This window comes from Rhizobium sp. 10N427 (genome assembly GCF_056394605.1).
This window is the reverse complement of sequence record NZ_JBFTID010000004.1, coordinates 73,498-90,728: the sequence shown is the minus strand read 5'-3', so window position 1 is coordinate 90,728 and position 17,231 is coordinate 73,498. Positions and strand designations below refer to the sequence as shown.

Sequence of the window (17,231 nt, the reverse complement as noted above, 5' to 3'; positions counted from 1 at the left end):
CTCTTTTTGCCTGCCGCCCGTAGCTTCAATGACCGGGCAGCACGAGGCATCAGGCCAGTGTCCTGCAGCCGGCGTCGAGGAGAACAATCATGATTACGTCCGCTTTGCGCACCATCGCGCTTGCCACTGCCGTGTCCGCAATCGCCTTTGCAGCGCAGGCCAAGAATCCGATGGTCGGCGGTGCTGCGATGTACCCCACCAAGAACATCGTCGAAAACGCAGTGCATTCCAAGGATCACACCACGTTGGTTGCAGCGGTCAAGGCGGCGGGCTTGGTCTCGACGCTTGAGGGCAAGGGTCCCTTCACGGTGTTTGCGCCCACCAACGAAGCCTTCGCAGCTCTTCCGGCCGGGACCGTCGATACGCTGCTGAAGCCCGAGAACAAGGCGCAGCTCACCAAGGTTCTGACCTGCCACGTCGTCGCGGCCGACGCGATGTCGAAGACAGTCGCCAAGATGATCAAGGATGATGGCGGCGAGCACGACATCAAGACGGTCGGCGGCTGCATAATCAAGGCCAAGGAAAGCATGGGCAAGATTACGCTGACCGATGAAAATGGCGGCGTCGCTCATGTGACCATTGCCGACGTCAAGCAGTCGAACGGCGTGATCCACGTCATCGACAAGGTGCTTCTGCCGAAGATGTAAATGATTGCAGGCAGGAGAATGTGGGGAGGCGCCTTTCGGGGCGCCTCTTTCATTTCCAGTTGCTGATTTCCACCGTCTCGGCGATCGCCTGCCTGAGGTCATCGAGCCCTTCGGCCTTTTCGGACGAGGTCGCGACCACGAACGGGTAGGCGGCAGGCCGCTTCTTGATCTTCTCGAGCGTCTCCGCGAGCAGCTTCGCGACCGCCGGCGGCTTGATCTTGTCGGTCTTGGTCAGGACGATCTGGTAGGAGACGGCTGCCTTATCGAGCAGCGTCAGCACGTCCTCGTCGTTCTTCTTGATGCCGTGACGGCTGTCGATCAGCACATAGACGCGCTTCAGCGTCGCGCGGCCACGCAAATAGTCGAAGACCAGTTTCGTCCAGGCATCGACGTGATCCTTCGGCGCCTGGGCGTAGCCGTAGCCCGGCATGTCGACGAGCGCCATCGGCGGCATGTCGCCTTCGGCGCCCGAATAGCCGTCCGGAACGAAATAATTGAGTTCCTGGGTCCGTCCCGGCGTGTTCGACGTGCGCGCCAGCCCCTTGTGCCCGACCAGCGCATTGATCAGCGACGACTTGCCGACATTCGAGCGTCCGGCAAAGGCGATTTCGAATGGGCCTTCCGGCGGCAGGAATTTCATGGAGGGCACGCCACGGATGAAGATCCAGGGCCGCCCGAAGAGGGGCTTATCGTTCTTTTCTGTCATGGGCTGCCTTATAGATCATTTCTGCCGCCAAGAAAAAGCCCCGCCGGAGCGGGGCTTTTCTAAGTCTACTTGGATGGCGCCGGTTTTCGTTTGAAGACGCCCTTCAGATTGTCGAAGAGCTCGATCTTCACGCCGTGGCGCTTCATGATCACCGACTGCTGGATCACCGAGAGCGTGTTGTTCCAGGCCCAGTAGATGACGAGACCGGCCGGGAAGCTCGCCAGCATGAACATGAATACCAGCGGCATCCACGTGAAGATCATGGCCTGGGTCGGATCCGGCGGCGTCGGGTTCATGCGCATCTGCAGGAACATCGTGATGCCCATGATCAGCGGCCATACGCCGAGATGCAGCAGGGTCGGCGCCTCGAAGGGAAGCAGGCCGAAAAGATTGACGATCGATGTCGGATCTGGAGCCGAAAGGTCCTTGATCCAGCCGAAGAACGGCGCGTGGCGCATTTCGATGGTGATGTAGATCACCTTGTAGAGCGAGAAGAAGATCGGGATCTGCAGCGCGATCGGCCAGCAACCAGCGACAGGATTGATCTTCTCGTCCTTGTAGAGCTGCATCATCGCCTGTTGCAGACCCATGCGGTCGTCGCCGAACTTGGCCTTCAGCTCCTCCATCTTCGGCTGCATGCGCTTCATGTTCGCCATCGAAGCGTACTGCTTGCTGGCGAGCGGGAAGAACAATGCCTTGACGACGATAGTGGTCAGAAGGATCGCCACGCCGAAATTGCCGAAGTAACGGAAGAAGAAGTCCATCAGTTTGAACATCGGCTTCGTCAGGAAGTAGAACCAGCCCCAGTCGATCAGGCGATCGAAGCGCGGGATCTCGTAGGAGGCCTCATAGCCGTCGATAACCGGAACTTCCTTGGCGCCGGCGAAGACGAGGCTCTTCAGCTCGACGGACTGGCCGGGAGCGATGCTGACGGCGTCTTCCTTGTAGTCTGCCTGATAGCTCGGCTGCGTGCCAAGATAGTAGGCGAAGCGCGCCTCATAGGCGGACTTCTGCGGCGGAACGATCGTTGCCGCCCAGTATTTGTCGGTGATGCCGAGCCAGCCGCCGGTGGACTTGGCAGGCGTAACGGCTTCCTTTTCGACAGCCGTGTACTTGCTCTCGACCAGACCGTCTTCGCCGATGACGCCGATGAAGCCTTCATGCAGAACGTAGACCGAAGGCGTGGTCGGCTTGTTGTAGCGCGTGACGCGGCCGTAGGAAGAGATCGCCGCGGCATTCGTGCCGCTGTTCGTCACCTTGTCGGCGATGGTGAACATGTAGCGCTCATCGACCGAGATCGTGCGAGCGAAGGTCAGGCCCTTGTCGTTCGTATAGGTGAGCGTAACGGGCGTCTTTTCCGTCAGCTTCGCGCCTTCCGGTGCCGTCCACACGGTCGATGCGCCCGGAACCGTACCGGTCTGATCGCTGCCGACATAACCCAGTTCGGCAAAATAGCCGTCCTTGGTTTCAGCCGGCGAGAACAGGGTGATGATCGGGCTGCTCTTGTCGACGGTCTCGTGATAGCCCTTGAGCTTCAGGTCGTCGAGGCGCGCACCCGTCAGGTTGATGGTGCCCGAAAGAGCTGCGGTATCGATTGCGACACGCGGCGACTTGGCGAGCGCTTCTTCGCGTGTTGCCACCGTCGCCACCTGGCCGCTCGGAGCGGCGCCACTCGTTTGAGCCGGCTGTGCGCCACCTGCTGCAGGCGTCTGCGTCTGCTCGGTGGTCTGCTGTGCCTTCTGAGCTTCCTGCGCCTTGCGCTGCGCTTCGATGCGCGGATTCATATAGAGGAACTGCCAGCCAAGAACGATCAGCACCGAAAGAGCGATCGCAATGAAATAATTGCGGTTGTTTTGCATCATACGTTCCTGGAGCGGTCTTCACTCGACCGCTTTTGTTTCGGCTTGTTTTCAACGCGGGCTTTGAGCTCCGCAGTCAATTGTTGGAAAGATGCTTTCAAGACATCCCTTCTCGCGACAACCACATAGTCGTGTCCGGCTTGCATTGCAAACCCTGCATGAAGCCGCACCGCCTCTTTAAGACGCCGCCGCATGCGGTTTCTTTCGACTGCGTTGCCATGTTTCTTGGTGACTGTGAAGCCGACGCGGGCTTCGGTGTCGGGTTCCTTGCGGTCGAGTACCTCGAGCAGGAAGAAGCCACCCCTGCGCTTTTCGCCTACGCGAACAGCAAGAAACTGCGGGCGGCTTTTCAGCCGCCCGACAGTCATTTCTTCTTGTTCTTTTTTGGTCGTCAATTCGCCCGCCATCTCTTATCGGGCAATTCCGGCCTTAAGCCGAAAGACGATTGCGGCCACGTCCGCGGCGAGCGGCGATAACCTTGCGGCCACCGGCAGTAGCCATACGTGCACGGAAACCGTGGCGGCGCTTGCGGACAAGCTTGGATGGTTGGTAAGTACGCTTCATTTATTTTAATACCGCGGAGTGCGGCCCTTCTTACGTTTTGCAAAGTGCAAGGAGCGTTATTTTTGCGAACGGGCGAGGCCAAAAGACCTATAGTGACCGGACGTGCGGCGGCTTATAGGGACGGTCGCCAAAAAAGTCAATTATAGCCGTAAAAATCGTCCACGCGGCCTGCCCGCTAAAGCGCCAATGTGCAAAAAGTCGCATCAGGGTGTTAACGACTACGACAATACCCCATGAGGTTGAATTTTGCTGAAGTTCTTCTGAGGTAGCCACGATTTCCCATTGGTTCGGTCTTGCTGATTGCAATTTTTGCGAAAAATCTGCTGTGAGCCCGAATAATAGGGATAATTTCTTGTAGTCGTAATAGCTAAAATCCGAAACATAACTTTAAGAAATTTCGCCGATATTTTGGTCATTCGGCTGGGAATTTGCTTTCCAGTCTCTCCTCACCCCCTAGGGAGACTATACTTTGAAAATTCGTGGAAAGATCAATTTGCTTGTCAGCGTTATGGCTGGCGTTGCGCTGGTCATCGGCGCGACGGCATTGTTCGCTATGAACGAGTATAACAATAAGCTGACCGCCTATGAAAGCGCTTCCAGCCGCGCTTATGCCGGCGAGCGTCTCAATCGTTTCGTCACTGCAACCGTGATGGAAGCCCGTGGCATCTATGCCTCCAAGGAGATCAAGGACGTCGCTCCTTTTGCCAAAGGCATCAACACCGATCTCGACGAGATCGACAAGGTGATCGCTGGCTGGGCGCCGCTGGTTCCTGAGAGCCAGAAGGATAGCTTCGGCAAGCTCGTCGATCGCTCCAAGGAATTCCGTGCCTTCCGCACCGAGACTGCACGTCTCGGCACCGAAGTCGGCCCTGCAGCCGCAAACGATCAGGGTAATAACGACGCCAACCGCGCCAACCGCAAGGCCTTCCAGGCCGAGATCGACGCAATCGTCAAGACCGACAAGGCCGAACTCGATGCCGTCGATGACGAGATCGAGGCCTTCCGCAACTCTGTCTTTTGGCTTGTGCTTGCGATCACCACGATCGGTATCGCTGCGGGCGTCGGCCTTGGCTTCTATATCGGTACCAGCCACCTCAGCCGCCCGATCAAGAAAGTGACGACCGCGATCAAGGAAGTCGCCGACGGCAATTTCGAAGCGGAAGTGCCCTATGCAGGCCGCCAGGATGAAATCGGCGACATGGCCGCGGCCGTTGCCGTCTTCAAGGAAAACGGCCTCGCCATCAAGCGCCTCAACGCCCAGGAAACGGCGATGCGCGCCAAGAGCGATGACCTGCAGTCGAGCATGTCCGTCGTCGTTGCCTCCGCTGCCGCCGGTGATTTCAGCCGCCGCATTGAGAAGGACTACGAGGACGAAAGCCTCAACCATTTCGCAGGCAACATCAACTCGCTGCTCTCCAGCGTCGACACCGGCGTCAACGAAACCCGCCGCGTCATTGCAAGCCTTGCCGATGGTGACCTGACGCAGACGATGCGCGGTGAGTTCCAGGGCGCCTTTGCCGAACTGCAGCAGAACGTCAACAGCACCTTCGTGACGCTGCAGACAACGATGCGCGAAGTTCGCGAAACGACCGAAGCCATCAACGGCAACACCAACGAACTGCGCGTTGCGACCGACGATCTGTCGAAGCGTACCGAGCAGCAGGCTGCCGCACTGGAAGAAACCTCTGCCGCTCTCGACGAGATCACGGCGGTTGTCCAGAATTCGACCGAGCGTGCCCAGGAAGCCAGCGTCATGGTCTCCGAAGCCAAGGACAAGTCGGGTGCATCCGGCGTCGTCGTCCGCAATGCGGTCGATGCCATGGGCCGCATCGAGCAGGCATCCCGCGAGATCAGCCAGATCATCAACGTCATCGACGAGATCGCCTTCCAGACCAACCTGCTGGCGCTCAATGCGGGCGTTGAGGCAGCGCGTGCCGGTGAGGCCGGTAAGGGCTTTGCGGTTGTCGCACAGGAAGTCCGCGAGCTGGCTCAGCGTTCGGCAACCGCTGCCAAGGACATCAAGGCGCTCATCACCAAGTCGGGCGATGAAGTCAATGTCGGCGTCAAACTGGTGCAGGCGACGGGCGAGGCGCTGTCGGAAATCGAAACCCGCGTCATCGCCATCAACGATCACATCCATTCGATCGCAACCGCGGCGAAGGAACAGTCGACCGGCCTCAAGGAAGTCAACACCGCCGTAAACCAGATGGATCAGGTGACGCAGCAGAATGCGGCAATGGTCGAGGAAACCTCTGCCGCGACCCACAAGCTCTCTGCCGAAGCCGATGGCCTCGTCCGCCTCATCTCGCGCTTCAAGGTCTCCAACGGCACTGCGCCGCAGGTGGCCGTTGCCCGCCGCGAAGAACATCGCCCGGTCGCCTCGCCCGCGCGCCGCGCCATGAACACCGTCGCCCGCGCCTTCAACGGCAATGCGGCGGTCGCCGAGCAGAGCTGGGAAGAGTTTTGATCTCCGGATCCAGAGCTTTCTAATCGGAAGCGCCGCCTCCGGGCGGCGTTTTCTTTTGTGACGACTTGCCGCGCCTCGCGAAGATTTGAAAGCAGATTGCAAACCGTCTATTATAAGTCTCTGCCTCGCAGGCGCTTGCGCCGAACGGAAACAGCGATGCCGGTGCAAGACCAAAGCGAAATGCCAGTGAATATGACGGCTGCGGGCGGTGAACGCCCTGCAGGGTGGTTTGGTGGGCTCTCCGGCAAGCTGCTCTGGATGACCGTGCTTTTCATCATGCTGGCCGAAGTTCTGATCTTCTTCCCGTCGGTCGCCAGCATGCGTATCCGCTGGCTTGACGACAAGCTCAACACCGCTGCCGCTGCCGCCATCGTCATCGATGGCCTTCAGCCCGTCGAGCTGCCGCGCATGCTCCAGAAGGAAACCCTGGAGGCAACCGGCACCAAGGCGATCGTACTTCGCAAGGACGGCACCTCGCGGCTTCTGGCCATGACCGAGATGCCGACCTCCGTCGATGAGCAGTACGATCTGACGAAAGTCACTCCCGTAAACGCCATTTGCGATGCGCTCGATACGCTGATCTTCGGCGGCAACCGGATGATTCGCGTCTATGGCCCGGTCGGCGATACCGCGACGGGCGTCGAAGTGGTGATGAAGGACAGGGCTTTGCGCAACGCGATGTTCGTCTATGCACGCAACGTTCTGCTTCTGTCGGTCCTGATCTCACTGTTTACCGCAACGCTGGTTTTCTTCGTCATCAACCGCATCCTGATCCGCCCGATCCGCAATCTGAGCGGCAGCATGCAGCAGTTTTCGACGGATCCGGAAAACCCTCACAACGTCTTTGTCGGCGATGGCGGACGGGACGAGCTGGCAGTCGCCGGCCGTCATCTGACGGCGATGCAGATCGAATTGCAGAAGACCTTGAAACAGCAGAAGAACCTCGCGGCGCTCGGCCTTGCCGTTTCCAAGATCAATCATGACATGCGCAACATTCTGGCCTCGGCGCAGCTGATGTCCGACCGTCTCGTCGATGTCGACGATCCGATGGTGAAGAGTTTTGCGCCGAAGCTGCTCAGAACGATCGACCGCGCCGTCGGCTACACGACCGAAGTGCTGTCTTACGGCCAGACGACCGAATCGGCGCCGCGCCGACGCCGCATCCGGCTGCTGGAATTGACCCAGGACGTTCGTGACATGCTGGCCATCGATCCGGCCAGCGGCATCGAATTTCTGGAGCAGATGCCCACCGACATCGAGATCGACGGCGACAACGAACAGCTCTTCCGGGTGATCCACAATCTCTGCCGCAATGCGCTGCAGGCGTTGATGATGCCGGGCGAACTCGGTGCCGATGGCGTCAAGCGCATCACCGTCTCCGCGCAACGCGTCGGCAGCGTGGTCAGCATCATCATCGACGATACCGGTCCTGGCATGCCGCTGAAAGCTCGTCAGAACCTTTTCACCGCCTTCCGCGGTTCGGCCCGCTCCGGCGGCACCGGCCTCGGTCTGGCGATTGCTCGTGAGCTTGTGCTTGCCCACGGCGGCACCATTGCCCTTGTGGAAAAGCCCTCAGCGGGCACGCAGTTCCGCATCGAAGTGCCGGATCGCCCGGTTTCGCTGGAAGATTACCGCATCCGCAGCCACGCTGAAAAGTAAAGCAAAATTCACAGATCAGCTCTGCAGATCGAAAGTCGCGATTTTTTCACAAAGCCTATTGCATTCCCCCGGAGGAGGCTTTAGAGGATCGCCACGCAAGCGGTTCAGCCGCTTCGAGACGCACCCGTAGCTCAGCTGGATAGAGCACCAGACTACGAATCTGGGGGTCAGGAGTTCGAATCTCTTCGGGTGCGCCACTCATTTTCTTTCCTTGAAAATCATCGAGTAGCCTAGCTTCGCGCAACCTTGCGCGGCTATCTGCGTCTGGCGCCGGATTGTCCGGAGGCAGGCAGGAGTGAATGCGATGAAGGCAAGAATGTTGGTTGCGGTGTCGGTTGCTGGAGCGGCAGCCTTGCTTTCCGGTTGCGTCGATCGGGCCAACTCTCCGGTTCTTTATCCCGTCGGTACGCCGGTCAATCCATCCTTCGTCGCGCATACGATGTGCATGGGCGAAGGTAATGCCGCCTATGACGAATCCATGCGGCTCTACAAGGAGCGCTCGCAGATCAGCGGCCAATACGACCAGAGCGAGGGCGAGGCCGTGTCGCGCAGCGCTGCCCGGCGGGCCTATACCGCCTGTGCTTCGTCCGAAGGCTATCGCGCCGTCTACGATCAGTAAGGCGCTACACGCTTCCTCTCGACACTAGGAGCGGACTTCACCGGCGCCCGATCGCACTGTGGCTGAAAAGGCAGCTGCCGCGGCAGCAGACATATTGCCTTCGGCGAGCTGCCTGCCCATGTAAAGCTGGCACGGAACGGGATCGTTCCGCCTGCACGAGGCTGACGCCGCCGGCGCTGTCATCAGGTGCCAGGGAGCACGTCGCCAGCTCAGCGACTTCGCCTGTTTTCACGCATCCACAAGGGAGGAAAGACCATGTCCGCTTTGAATGCCGCGCAATCCGGCACCTTCAAGATTGGCGGCGATCTCCAGGTCAACCGTCTGGGCTTTGGCGCCATGCGCGTCACCGGCCGGGGTATCTGGGGTGAACCTGCCGATCACGCCGAATCCATCCGCACGCTGAAGCGTCTTCCAGAGCTTGGCGTCAATTTCATCGATACGGCCGATTCCTATGGGCCCGACGTTTCCGAATGGCTGATCAAGGAAGCCTTGCATCCCTATAGCCACGGCTCGGTCATCGCCACGAAGGGTGGCTTGACCCGCCATGGTCCGGACATCTGGCTGCCGCTCGGCCGTCCTGAATATCTGATCCAGCAGGTGCACAAGAGCCTGCGCAATCTCGGTGTCGAACAGATCGATCTCTGGCAGCTGCACCGCATCGACCCGAAGGTGCCGGCCGGCGAGCAATTCGATACGATCAAGTCGCTGCAGGCCGCCGGGCTGATCCGGCATGCGGGATTGAGCGAGGTTTCGGTGGCCGATATCCAGGCTGCATCGAAATACTTCAAGGTCGCAACGGTCCAGAACCGCTATAACCTCGTCGATCGCACCAGCGAGGACGTGCTCGATTATGCCGAAAAGCACAATATCGGCTTCATCCCGTGGTATCCGCTGGCTGCAGGCGATTTGGCAAAACCCGGCTCGCTGCTGGATACGATTGCCAGGAAGCACAATGCCGCGCCGAGCCAGATCGCGCTCGACTGGGTGCTGAAGCGCAGCCCGGTGATGCTCCCGATCCCTGGTACCTCCAAGGTCAAGCATCTGGAAGAGAACGTTGCAGCTGTCGGCATAACGCTGTCCGAGGAGGAATTCACCGCCCTCGACGCAGAAGGCAGGAAGCTCTTCAAGGCCGCTTGACGTCATCATCGGGACGCGGCGGCAATTAGGCTGCCGTGTCCTTCTTCACGATCAAACTCTGCGCAGATATTTGACCGTCTGATTAAAATTGCTGCAAAATGAGGCGTCTTCTCAAGATTGATACAGTCAGCCATGCGAATCATGCATTGCTGCGTTGCGGTATTATCCCTATTCCTGACCAAATGAATGGGCTATCTATACCTCCGTAAGCAGCGCACTCCTCCTCCCAGCGCTCTTACGCCGACTGGTAACACTCCTCCTCCCAGTTGCCAGTCAAGATCAAGAGCTCGGTGCACCTCCTCCCGCACCGAGCTCTTTTCTATTTTGGCTCCCGAAAAATTATTCGCCGATCCGAGCCACGCCGGTCTCGCCGTTGTCGCGCGTCCACTTCACCTTGCCAGCGCCCGCCCGCTCCAGCAGGAAGCACATCGGTGCGCCCTTGTACCAGGTCTGGAACTTCTGGCAGAGCTGGTCCGATTGGATCCACCATTTTCCGGTATCGCTGGGCTTGAAGTAGCGCCCGAGGCCGATCGCCTTGCCGCTGCCGTCCACTGCGCCTGACGTGTGATAGTTGAGTGGCAGTTCGCCGCCGAGCGGCGTTGCGAGATAGATTGTCCTGCCGATGATGTCACGGCGGATATCGTCTTCGGCGAGACGTTCCGCGCGGGCGAGGGATGGAAGCAGCAGGGTCGTCGAAGCAAGGGCGATAAGAACGGCTTTCATGGCGTCCATCCGATTTGTGCCGGGGTCAGAGGCAATAACGGGAAAGCCGGGCGCAAAGTTTCACCATGTCCGCGATCGCTGCCTTATTTGACTCCGCTCCTGCCGACGTCTTATTTGGGCCGTAGCCGCATTGCCGGTATTCGAAGAGGAGAATGCATGCTGGGCGGCTTCGGAGCCATGCGCAGGACGCTTGCGGCAGTGACGCTTTCGGCTTTTATCCTGTCGGGATGCGGTGGCCGCGCGACAGGCGTCATGACGCCTGTCGGATCCGTTCAGCCTGGCACATCGCAGGTCAATCTGCTGGTCGCCACGACGCGCGCGCCGGATACCGATCCCGGCGTGCTGTTCTCCGGCGAGCGCGGCACCGGTCTGATGGTCAATGCCGTTGATGTCTCGATCCCGCCTGAGGCCAATCGCAAGGTCGGTCAGGTCCAGTGGCCGACACGCCTGCCCGCCGATCCCCTCCGCAATTTCGTCACCGTCTCCGTCGATCCGCTGCAGGGCGAGAAGGCAGGCGAGGGATGGCTGAAGGGCCACATGCCGAAGAGCCGCCGCGTGCTGATCTTCGTGCATGGCTTCAACAATCTCTACGAAGACGCCGTCTACCGCTTTGCCCAGATCGTCCACGATTCGCATGCGGATGTGGCGCCGGTGGTCTTTACCTGGCCCTCCCGCGGTTCGATCTTCGATTACAATTACGACAAGGAAAGCACCAACTATTCGCGCGATGCGCTGGAGGAGCTGCTGCGGCGCACGGCCGATAACCCCGCTGTCAGCGACGTCACCATCATGGCTCACTCGATGGGAACCTGGCTGACCGTCGAGGCGCTCCGGCAGATGGCGATCCGCGACGGGAAAGTCGCGTCGAAGATCAACAACGTCATTCTCGCCTCTCCCGATCTCGATGTGGATGTCTTCGGCCGCCAGTTCGCCAGCCTCGGCAAGGAGAAGCCGCATTTCACCATCTTCGTGTCGCGCGATGACCGCGCACTGGCACTGTCGCGGCGGATCTCCGGTAATGTCGATCGCCTCGGCCAGATCGACCCGTCGGTGGAGCCTTATCGCAGCAAGCTCGAGGCCGCCGGCATCACCGTGCTCGACCTGACCAAGCTCAAGGGCGGCGACCGGCTGAACCACGGAAAGTTTGCAGAAAGCCCCGAGGTCGTGAAGCTGATCGGTGACCGCCTGATTGCAGGTCAGGCCATCACCGACTCCAATGTCGGTCTCGGCGAGGCCGTTGGTGCTGTTGCGATCGGTGCCGCGCAGACCGTCGGCAGCGCCGCCAGTGTTGCCGTCAGCACGCCGATTGCGATCTTCGATCCGCGCACCCGGCGCAATTATGATGCGCAGCTGAAGCGTCTCGGCCAGTCGGTGGAAAACACGGCTGGCTCCGTCGGCGACAGCGTCGGGGCAGGGCTGCCGAGCCAGTGAAAATTTCCATAGGCAAGGTCCGCGATCTGATATATCACGTCGATTGACGGTGGCTGCAGGCGGCCCCGCTATGATGGATGACGCGATGACTGAAGACGTTAAGCGAACAGTTGCAGTGATTGGCGCGGGCGTGATCGGCGCCTCGATTGCCTTCGAGCTTCAGAGACGCGGGTTTCAGGTCACGCTGATCGACAAGGGCGAACCGGGCCGCGGCACCTCCTACGGCAACATGGCGAGCATCGCGCTTGATTTCGCGGCCGGGTCCGGCCCCGCCACCTGGAAGAAAATCCCCCGCTGGCTCCTCGATCCTGAAGGTCCGGTCTGGCTCCGTCCATCCTACGCGCTGAAGATGCTGCCCTGGTTCCTGCGTTTCATCGCCGCCGGACGGCCCTCGCGCCTGCGCGAGATCGAGGATGCCGGAATGCTGCTGACCGGACGCGCGCTCGCCGACACCCGCGCCATGCTTTCGGCAATCGGCGCGCCTGAACTGATGACCGATGAAGGCTGCCTCGCGATCTACGAGACCGAGTCGGAGTTTGCCGGTGATCGCGGCCATATCGAGATGATGCAGCGCTATGGCTTCGAGTTCGAAGTGCTGAATGGCGGCGCGATCCAGCATTATGAGCCGGCGCTGTCGTCAAAGGTCGCCAAGGCGGTATTGCTGCCGGACAATAAATCGATCCGCGAGCCCTACCAGCTCGTCGTCAAGCTGGCGGCTGCCGCAGAGGCAGCCGGTGCGCGGTTCCTGTCGGGTAGCGTGCGCAGCATCGATCGCAAGCCGGAGGGAACCTCGGCCGTTATCCTGGAAAGCGGCGGCCGCATCGAGGTTGATGCCGTTATCGTTGCCGCCGGTGTTCATACCCGTGATCTCGCTGCAAAGCTTGGAGAACCGATCCCGCTGGAAACCGAGCGTGGCTATCACACGCAGATCATGAAGCCCGGCATTGCCATGCGCTATTCGGTGATCTGGCCGCATCGCGCCTTCATGGTCACGCCGACGGCAGGCGGCATTCGCGTCGGCGGGAATGTCGAGCTCGCAGGCCTCAATGCCGCCCCCGATTTCCGCCGTCCGCGGGTTCTCGTGCGCCATGCGCAGCGCGTGCTGCCCGGCTTGAAGGTCGAGGATACCAGCGAGTGGATGGGCCATCGCCCCGCATTGCCGGATACGATCCCGATTATCTCAGCGTCGTCGAAGGTGCCGGGTGTTTTCTATGCCACCGGACATGGCCATCTCGGCCTGACACTTGCCGCCACGACGGCGCAGCTGATTGGCGATATGATCTCGGGCACGAAGCCGGCGATCGACATGACGCCGTTCCGCATCGATAGATATTGATTTGCACGACGAGCCGGTCTGGCTCGCTTTGGAAGGACGAGACGGATGAGATGGAAGCGCACGATCCAGCTTCTGGATGTTCATTGCGAAGGTGAAATCGGCAAGGTCGCGATCGGCGGCGTCCCGAAGATTCCTGGCGAAACGGTGGCGGCTCAGCTGCAGTGGCTGAACACCGATCCGAAGGGCACCGAGCTTCGCCGCTTTCTCTGCCTTGAGCCGCGCGGCGCGCCGATCGGCTCGGTCAATCTCCTGCTGCCCGCCAAGCATCCGGATGCCGATGCCGCCTTCATCATCCTGCAGCCCGATCAGGCGCATGCAAGCTCGGGCTCGAACTCGATCTGCGTCACGACGGCCCTGCTGGAATCCGGCATCGTCGAGATGAAGGAGCCGGAAACGGTGGTGACGCTCGAAACCGCCGCCGGACTGGTCAAGGCAGTCGCAACCTGCCGCGACGGTCGCTGCGAGAAGGTTCGCCTGACCATGGTTCCGGCCTTCGTTCACGAGCTCGATGTTAATGTCGAGACGCCCGAGTGGGGCACGATCAAGGTCGATCTTTGCTATGGCGGCATTTTCTATGCGCTGGTCGATGTCGGCCAGATCGGCTCGAAGATCGAGAAGTCGAATGCCGCCGACCTGGTACGCGCCGGCATGGTTCTCAAGGATATCATCAACCGCGATATCAAGGTTGTTCACCCCGAAATCCCGGCGATCTCGGGCGTTGCCTATGTCATGTTCCGCGATATCGAGCCGGATGGCGCGGTGCGCACCTGCACGACCATGTGGCCCGGCCGCGCGGACCGCTCGCCCTGCGGCACCGGCAGCTCGGCAAATCTGACGACACTGCATGCCCGCGGCAAGGCAAAGCCCGGCGACATCTTCACGTCGCGTTCGATCATCGGTTCGGAATTCGAAGTCGGCCTGCAGTCGGTCACCGAAGTCGCCGGACGCCCGGCAATCATCCCGACCATCACCGGCCGCGGCTTCACCTTCGGCCTCTCCCAGGTCGCCCTCGACCCTTTCGACCCGCATCCGGGCGGTTTTGCCCTGACGGATGTCTGGGGTCCTCAGGCGGGCGAGATTTAGGCTTAGTAGTCGAAGGGCTCGACCTTCGGCTTGCCGCCTTCGCCGGCGGCATGCGGATAGATCACGCCCTTGCGCAGGATGATATTGCCGTAAAGCCGGGGTTCGCTGGTCTGGATCAGCGCATGGGCGGCGCGCACGCGGCCGTAGAAGTCCTGGCCGACAAGCGGTACCACCGTCTGATGCGGTTCGTGTCTGGCGCAGCAGTCGATCATCTCCTCGTGCACCGGATCGAGCTTGTCGCGCTCGGCCTTCACCGTCGAGCGGAAGATTGCTTCGGGCACGAAATCGTCGATCGGCAGGACGCTGAGCACTGCATCGAGAACCGGGATGAGGCCATGGCCATCGAGGCGGATCAGCCGGCGTGCGTGTTCGACGCCTGGATAGTTGCCGTCGACGATGGCGATTTCGTCGCCGTGGCCCATGGCGCGCAGCGTCGAAAGCAGTTCCGGACTCAAGAGCGGATCAAGCCCCTTCAGCATTTTCGATCTCCTTGAACAGCACGTTCTGGTCGGTGAGATAGCGCGCAAAGATCGGAAGGCTCGCCCCGCCGATCGCCCGCGCCTGTGATCCCACCGCACCTTCGATAATCTCCGGCATGACGACCCCTTGAAGGTCGAGCTTTTCCGCCTCGTGTATGGTCGCGCGCACGATGCGTTCGCGCACCCAGCCGGGGAAGCCGCCATCGATCACCGCGGCGCTGAAATCGATGATCGAGGCGGCAGCGACGATCCCCTGTGCCAGCGCCTTGGCGGAGTCCTGGATCCAGAGCTCCATCGCCTCGCCGAAATCGACCCAGTCGTCGGCAGAATACCAGAGCGGTTCGGGATCGATGCCGCGCTCACGCAGCATGTTTTCGAGCACGAAGATCGAAGCGATTTCAAGAAGCTGCAGCGTCTCGCCATTCTTGCCGCGGACGGGCAGGGGGCCGATCGCGCCGGCGGTGCCGGTACGGCCGGAAAAGATCGCCGAGTTCAGCACGATGCCGCCGCCGATGAACGAGCCGATGAAGAAATAGACGAAATCCGGATAGGATGGTCCGACGCCGAAAACCAGTTCGGCGCCGCAGGCGCTGGTGGCGTCGTTCTGCAGGAAGACCGGATAGGAGACCCGTTTCGTCACTTCGGCCTGCAGGTCGAAGCCGCGCCAGACATCCATGGCGCCAGGCGGCGAGCCGACCTCCTCCGCCCAGTTCCAGAGCTCGAAGGGGGCGGCGATGCCGATGCCGGCGATGCGGCTGCGCTCTTTCGCATCCAGTCGGTTTTCGAGTTCGGCGATCCCCGAAACAATGAAATCGAGGAAGTCGCCGGGCAACGGATAGGCATAGGTTTTGTGCAGCTGCATGCGGATATTGCCGACGAAATCCATCAGCACCAGATCGGCACTTCGCCGGCCCATCTTCACGCCGAACGAATAGACGGCATCCGGATTGAGATGCATGGGAATGGATGGCTGGCCGACGCGCCCGCGCACGGGAGCGCCGCGTGAGAGCAGCCCGTCCTTCTCCAGCTCCCGCATGATGACCGAGACGGTCTGGGCCGAAAGGCCGCTGCGGCGCGCGATATCCGCCTTCGACAGGGCGCCGTATAGGCGCACCAGCGATAGCACGAGCCGCTCGTTATAGGCGCGCACCCGGATCTGGTTTGCGCCCCCGGCGGGGTTCAGAATTGGCGGTGCGGCCGGCGCATGCGCCGGGCCTTCCAGGGACGACATTGGGCACTCCTCCCGATCATCGGCCTATGCCCTATTTTCAACCACCATGCCACATCGAATTAATAATTCAATTGGATTTATTTATTGACAAGCGATTTTCTTTTCGCTTTTAATCGCCATCGTGAACGGCATCGAACGGTCTTGGAGGAGGCTTCCGGCGAAATCCGAGGCGGCGTTCGTGCTTGAAAATACGGGTCTGGCCATGACGGCGATCCGCTTACTCTCTGGGAGGAGTTCTCGTGAAGAAATCAGTTCTCGCTTTCGGCGCGCTCGCACTCGGCGTCGCCTTCTCGGCTCCGGCAATGGCCGCCGACGTTTCGGCCTGCCTCATCACCAAGACCGATACCAACCCCTTCTTCGTCAAGATGAAGGAAGGCGCGACTGCCAAGGCCAAGGAACTCGGCGTCACGCTGAAGTCCTACGCCGGCAAGATCGATGGTGACAGCGAAAGCCAGGTTGCCGCTATCGAAACCTGCATCGCCGATGGCGCCAAGGGTATCCTGATTGCAGCGTCCGACACCAAGGGCATTGTTCCGAACATCAAGAAGGCCCGCGATGCCGGCCTGCTCGTCATCGCGCTCGACACCCCGCTTGAGCCGATCGATTCCGCTGACATGACCTTTGCGACCGACAACCTGCTCGCCGGCAAGCTGATTGGCCAGTGGGCCAAGGAAACGCTGGGCGACAAGGCTGCCGATGCCAAGGTTGCCTTCCTCGATCTGACCCCGTCCCAGCCGTCCGTCGACGTTCTGCGCGACCAGGGCTTCATGATGGGCTTCGGTATCGACCCGAAGGATCCGAACAAGATCGGTGACGAAGACGACAAGCGTATCGTCGGCCACGACATCACCAACGGCAACGAAGAAGGCGGCCGCACCGCGATGGAAAACCTTCTCCAGAAGGATCCGACCATCAACGTCGTCCACACCATCAACGAACCTGCTGCTGCCGGCGCCTATGAAGCGCTGAAGGCTGTCGGCCGCGAGAAGGACGTGCTGATCGTGTCCGTCGACGGCGGTTGCCCGGGCGTCAAGAATGTTGCCGACGGCGTCATCGGCGCCACCTCGCAGCAGTACCCGCTGCAGATGGCCGCTCTCGGCATCGAAGCGATCAAGAAGTTCGCAGACTCCGGCGAAAAGCCGAAGCCGACCGAAGGCAAGAACTTCTTCGACACCGGCGTGACCCTCGTCACCGACAAGCCGGTCTCCGGCGTCAAGTCGATCGACACCAAGGAAGGCCTCGGCAAGTGCTGGGGTTGATCCCGGCCTAGCCTGAACCAAAACGCGGAGA

At 60.6% G+C, this 17,231-nt stretch carries 16 protein-coding genes and 1 tRNA gene; 10 read left to right on the top strand and 7 right to left on the bottom strand.

The window, feature by feature from the left end:
* Nucleotides 1–89 precede the first annotated feature (89 nt).
* Entirely contained in the window at nucleotides 90–647 is a 558-nt protein-coding gene (locus AC1DIJ_RS10175; RefSeq protein ID WP_112444477.1) for a fasciclin domain-containing protein, read from the top strand.
* Between the two features lie 49 nt (nucleotides 648–696).
* Here AC1DIJ_RS10175 and yihA read toward each other — a convergent pair whose 3' ends face one another.
* The 4 genes from yihA to rpmH all read right to left on the bottom strand — a co-directional run bounded on the left by yihA (nucleotide 697) and on the right by rpmH (nucleotide 3,776).
* A complete protein-coding gene (gene yihA / locus AC1DIJ_RS10170; protein ID WP_112385297.1) occupies nucleotides 697–1,353 on the bottom strand; it encodes a ribosome biogenesis GTP-binding protein YihA/YsxC in 657 nt (218 codons plus the stop codon).
* 65 nt (nucleotides 1,354–1,418) lie between these two features.
* A complete protein-coding gene (yidC, locus tag AC1DIJ_RS10165) occupies nucleotides 1,419–3,212 on the bottom strand; it encodes a membrane protein insertase YidC (protein WP_112385394.1) in 1,794 nt (597 codons plus the stop codon).
* The gene (rnpA, locus tag AC1DIJ_RS10160; RefSeq protein ID WP_112385298.1) at nucleotides 3,212–3,619 is read right to left on the bottom strand and encodes a ribonuclease P protein component; all 408 of its coding nucleotides are present in this window, start codon (nucleotides 3,617–3,619) and stop codon (nucleotides 3,212–3,214) included. The genes yidC and rnpA overlap by 1 nt, the downstream gene beginning before the upstream one ends.
* Before the next feature lie 22 nt (nucleotides 3,620–3,641).
* Nucleotides 3,642–3,776, bottom strand: coding sequence for a 50S ribosomal protein L34 (gene rpmH / locus AC1DIJ_RS10155; RefSeq protein ID WP_112385299.1), 135 nt, complete (start codon nucleotides 3,774–3,776; stop codon nucleotides 3,642–3,644).
* A 469-nt stretch (nucleotides 3,777–4,245) separates the two neighbouring features.
* Here rpmH and AC1DIJ_RS10150 point away from each other — a divergent pair, with 469 nt between their 5' ends.
* From AC1DIJ_RS10150 to AC1DIJ_RS10130, 5 genes are all read left to right on the top strand, one after another.
* Nucleotides 4,246–6,243, top strand: coding sequence for a methyl-accepting chemotaxis protein (locus AC1DIJ_RS10150; RefSeq protein ID WP_477831392.1), 1,998 nt, complete (start codon nucleotides 4,246–4,248; stop codon nucleotides 6,241–6,243).
* A gap of 156 nt (nucleotides 6,244–6,399) precedes the next feature.
* Entirely contained in the window at nucleotides 6,400–7,902 is a 1,503-nt protein-coding gene (locus AC1DIJ_RS10145) for a sensor histidine kinase (RefSeq protein ID WP_112385301.1), read from the top strand.
* A gap of 120 nt (nucleotides 7,903–8,022) precedes the next feature.
* A tRNA-Arg gene (locus AC1DIJ_RS10140) sits at nucleotides 8,023–8,099 on the top strand.
* Between the two features lie 107 nt (nucleotides 8,100–8,206).
* Nucleotides 8,207–8,521: a hypothetical protein gene (locus tag AC1DIJ_RS10135; RefSeq protein WP_112385302.1), complete on the top strand. Its 315-nt coding sequence runs from the start codon at nucleotides 8,207–8,209 to the stop codon at nucleotides 8,519–8,521.
* Between the two features lie 255 nt (nucleotides 8,522–8,776).
* Entirely contained in the window at nucleotides 8,777–9,658 is an 882-nt protein-coding gene (locus AC1DIJ_RS10130) for an aldo/keto reductase (RefSeq protein WP_112385303.1), read from the top strand.
* A 339-nt stretch (nucleotides 9,659–9,997) separates the two neighbouring features.
* Here AC1DIJ_RS10130 and AC1DIJ_RS10125 read toward each other — a convergent pair whose 3' ends face one another.
* Nucleotides 9,998–10,381: a hypothetical protein gene (locus AC1DIJ_RS10125; protein ID WP_112385395.1), complete on the bottom strand. Its 384-nt coding sequence runs from the start codon at nucleotides 10,379–10,381 to the stop codon at nucleotides 9,998–10,000.
* A gap of 177 nt (nucleotides 10,382–10,558) precedes the next feature.
* Between AC1DIJ_RS10125 and AC1DIJ_RS10120 the strand changes: the two genes are divergently transcribed.
* From AC1DIJ_RS10120 to AC1DIJ_RS10110, 3 genes are all read left to right on the top strand, one after another.
* Nucleotides 10,559–11,812 (top strand): alpha/beta hydrolase, encoded by a 1,254-nt coding sequence (locus tag AC1DIJ_RS10120; RefSeq protein WP_477831402.1) that lies wholly within the window; start codon nucleotides 10,559–10,561, stop codon nucleotides 11,810–11,812.
* A gap of 85 nt (nucleotides 11,813–11,897) precedes the next feature.
* Complete coding sequence (locus tag AC1DIJ_RS10115; protein WP_112385396.1) at nucleotides 11,898–13,148, top strand: FAD-dependent oxidoreductase; 1,251 nt, start codon at nucleotides 11,898–11,900, stop codon at nucleotides 13,146–13,148.
* A gap of 45 nt (nucleotides 13,149–13,193) precedes the next feature.
* Complete coding sequence (locus tag AC1DIJ_RS10110) at nucleotides 13,194–14,231, top strand: proline racemase family protein (RefSeq protein ID WP_112444479.1); 1,038 nt, start codon at nucleotides 13,194–13,196, stop codon at nucleotides 14,229–14,231.
* A gap of 2 nt (nucleotides 14,232–14,233) precedes the next feature.
* Here AC1DIJ_RS10110 and AC1DIJ_RS10105 read toward each other — a convergent pair whose 3' ends face one another.
* Both AC1DIJ_RS10105 and AC1DIJ_RS10100 read right to left on the bottom strand, forming a co-directional pair.
* Nucleotides 14,234–14,710 (bottom strand): RbsD/FucU domain-containing protein, encoded by a 477-nt coding sequence (locus AC1DIJ_RS10105; protein WP_112385306.1) that lies wholly within the window; start codon nucleotides 14,708–14,710, stop codon nucleotides 14,234–14,236.
* Nucleotides 14,694–15,941 carry an ROK family transcriptional regulator gene (locus AC1DIJ_RS10100; RefSeq protein WP_112385307.1) on the bottom strand — a complete coding sequence of 416 codons (1,248 nt, stop codon included), beginning with the start codon at nucleotides 15,939–15,941 and terminating at the stop codon, nucleotides 14,694–14,696. The genes AC1DIJ_RS10105 and AC1DIJ_RS10100 overlap by 17 nt, the downstream gene beginning before the upstream one ends.
* Nucleotides 15,942–16,180: 239 nt before the next feature.
* On the opposite strand from AC1DIJ_RS10100, the gene AC1DIJ_RS10095 reads away from it, so the two are divergent.
* Nucleotides 16,181–17,200 carry a sugar ABC transporter substrate-binding protein gene (locus AC1DIJ_RS10095; protein WP_112385308.1) on the top strand — a complete coding sequence of 340 codons (1,020 nt, stop codon included), beginning with the start codon at nucleotides 16,181–16,183 and terminating at the stop codon, nucleotides 17,198–17,200.
* The last annotated feature ends 31 nt before the right edge of the window (nucleotides 17,201–17,231 follow it).

Coding starts and splice junctions, on each gene's coding strand:
- AC1DIJ_RS10115 (WP_112385396.1), top strand. CDS start 11,898: ATGACTGAAGACGTTAAGCGAACAGTTGCAGTGATTGGCGCGGGCGTG.
- AC1DIJ_RS10175 (WP_112444477.1), top strand. CDS start 90: ATGATTACGTCCGCTTTGCGCACCATCGCGCTTGCCACTGCCGTGTCC.
- AC1DIJ_RS10100 (WP_112385307.1), bottom strand. CDS start 15,941: ATGTCGTCCCTGGAAGGCCCGGCGCATGCGCCGGCCGCACCGCCAATT.
- rnpA (WP_112385298.1), bottom strand. CDS start 3,619: ATGGCGGGCGAATTGACGACCAAAAAAGAACAAGAAGAAATGACTGTC.
- AC1DIJ_RS10110 (WP_112444479.1), top strand. CDS start 13,194: ATGAGATGGAAGCGCACGATCCAGCTTCTGGATGTTCATTGCGAAGGT.
- AC1DIJ_RS10145 (WP_112385301.1), top strand. CDS start 6,400: ATGCCGGTGCAAGACCAAAGCGAAATGCCAGTGAATATGACGGCTGCG.
- AC1DIJ_RS10130 (WP_112385303.1), top strand. CDS start 8,777: ATGTCCGCTTTGAATGCCGCGCAATCCGGCACCTTCAAGATTGGCGGC.
- yidC (WP_112385394.1), bottom strand. CDS start 3,212: ATGCAAAACAACCGCAATTATTTCATTGCGATCGCTCTTTCGGTGCTG.
- AC1DIJ_RS10120 (WP_477831402.1), top strand. CDS start 10,559: ATGCGCAGGACGCTTGCGGCAGTGACGCTTTCGGCTTTTATCCTGTCG.
- yihA (WP_112385297.1), bottom strand. CDS start 1,353: ATGACAGAAAAGAACGATAAGCCCCTCTTCGGGCGGCCCTGGATCTTC.
- AC1DIJ_RS10125 (WP_112385395.1), bottom strand. CDS start 10,381: ATGAAAGCCGTTCTTATCGCCCTTGCTTCGACGACCCTGCTGCTTCCA.
- AC1DIJ_RS10105 (WP_112385306.1), bottom strand. CDS start 14,710: ATGCTGAAGGGGCTTGATCCGCTCTTGAGTCCGGAACTGCTTTCGACG.
- rpmH (WP_112385299.1), bottom strand. CDS start 3,776: ATGAAGCGTACTTACCAACCATCCAAGCTTGTCCGCAAGCGCCGCCAC.
- AC1DIJ_RS10135 (WP_112385302.1), top strand. CDS start 8,207: ATGAAGGCAAGAATGTTGGTTGCGGTGTCGGTTGCTGGAGCGGCAGCC.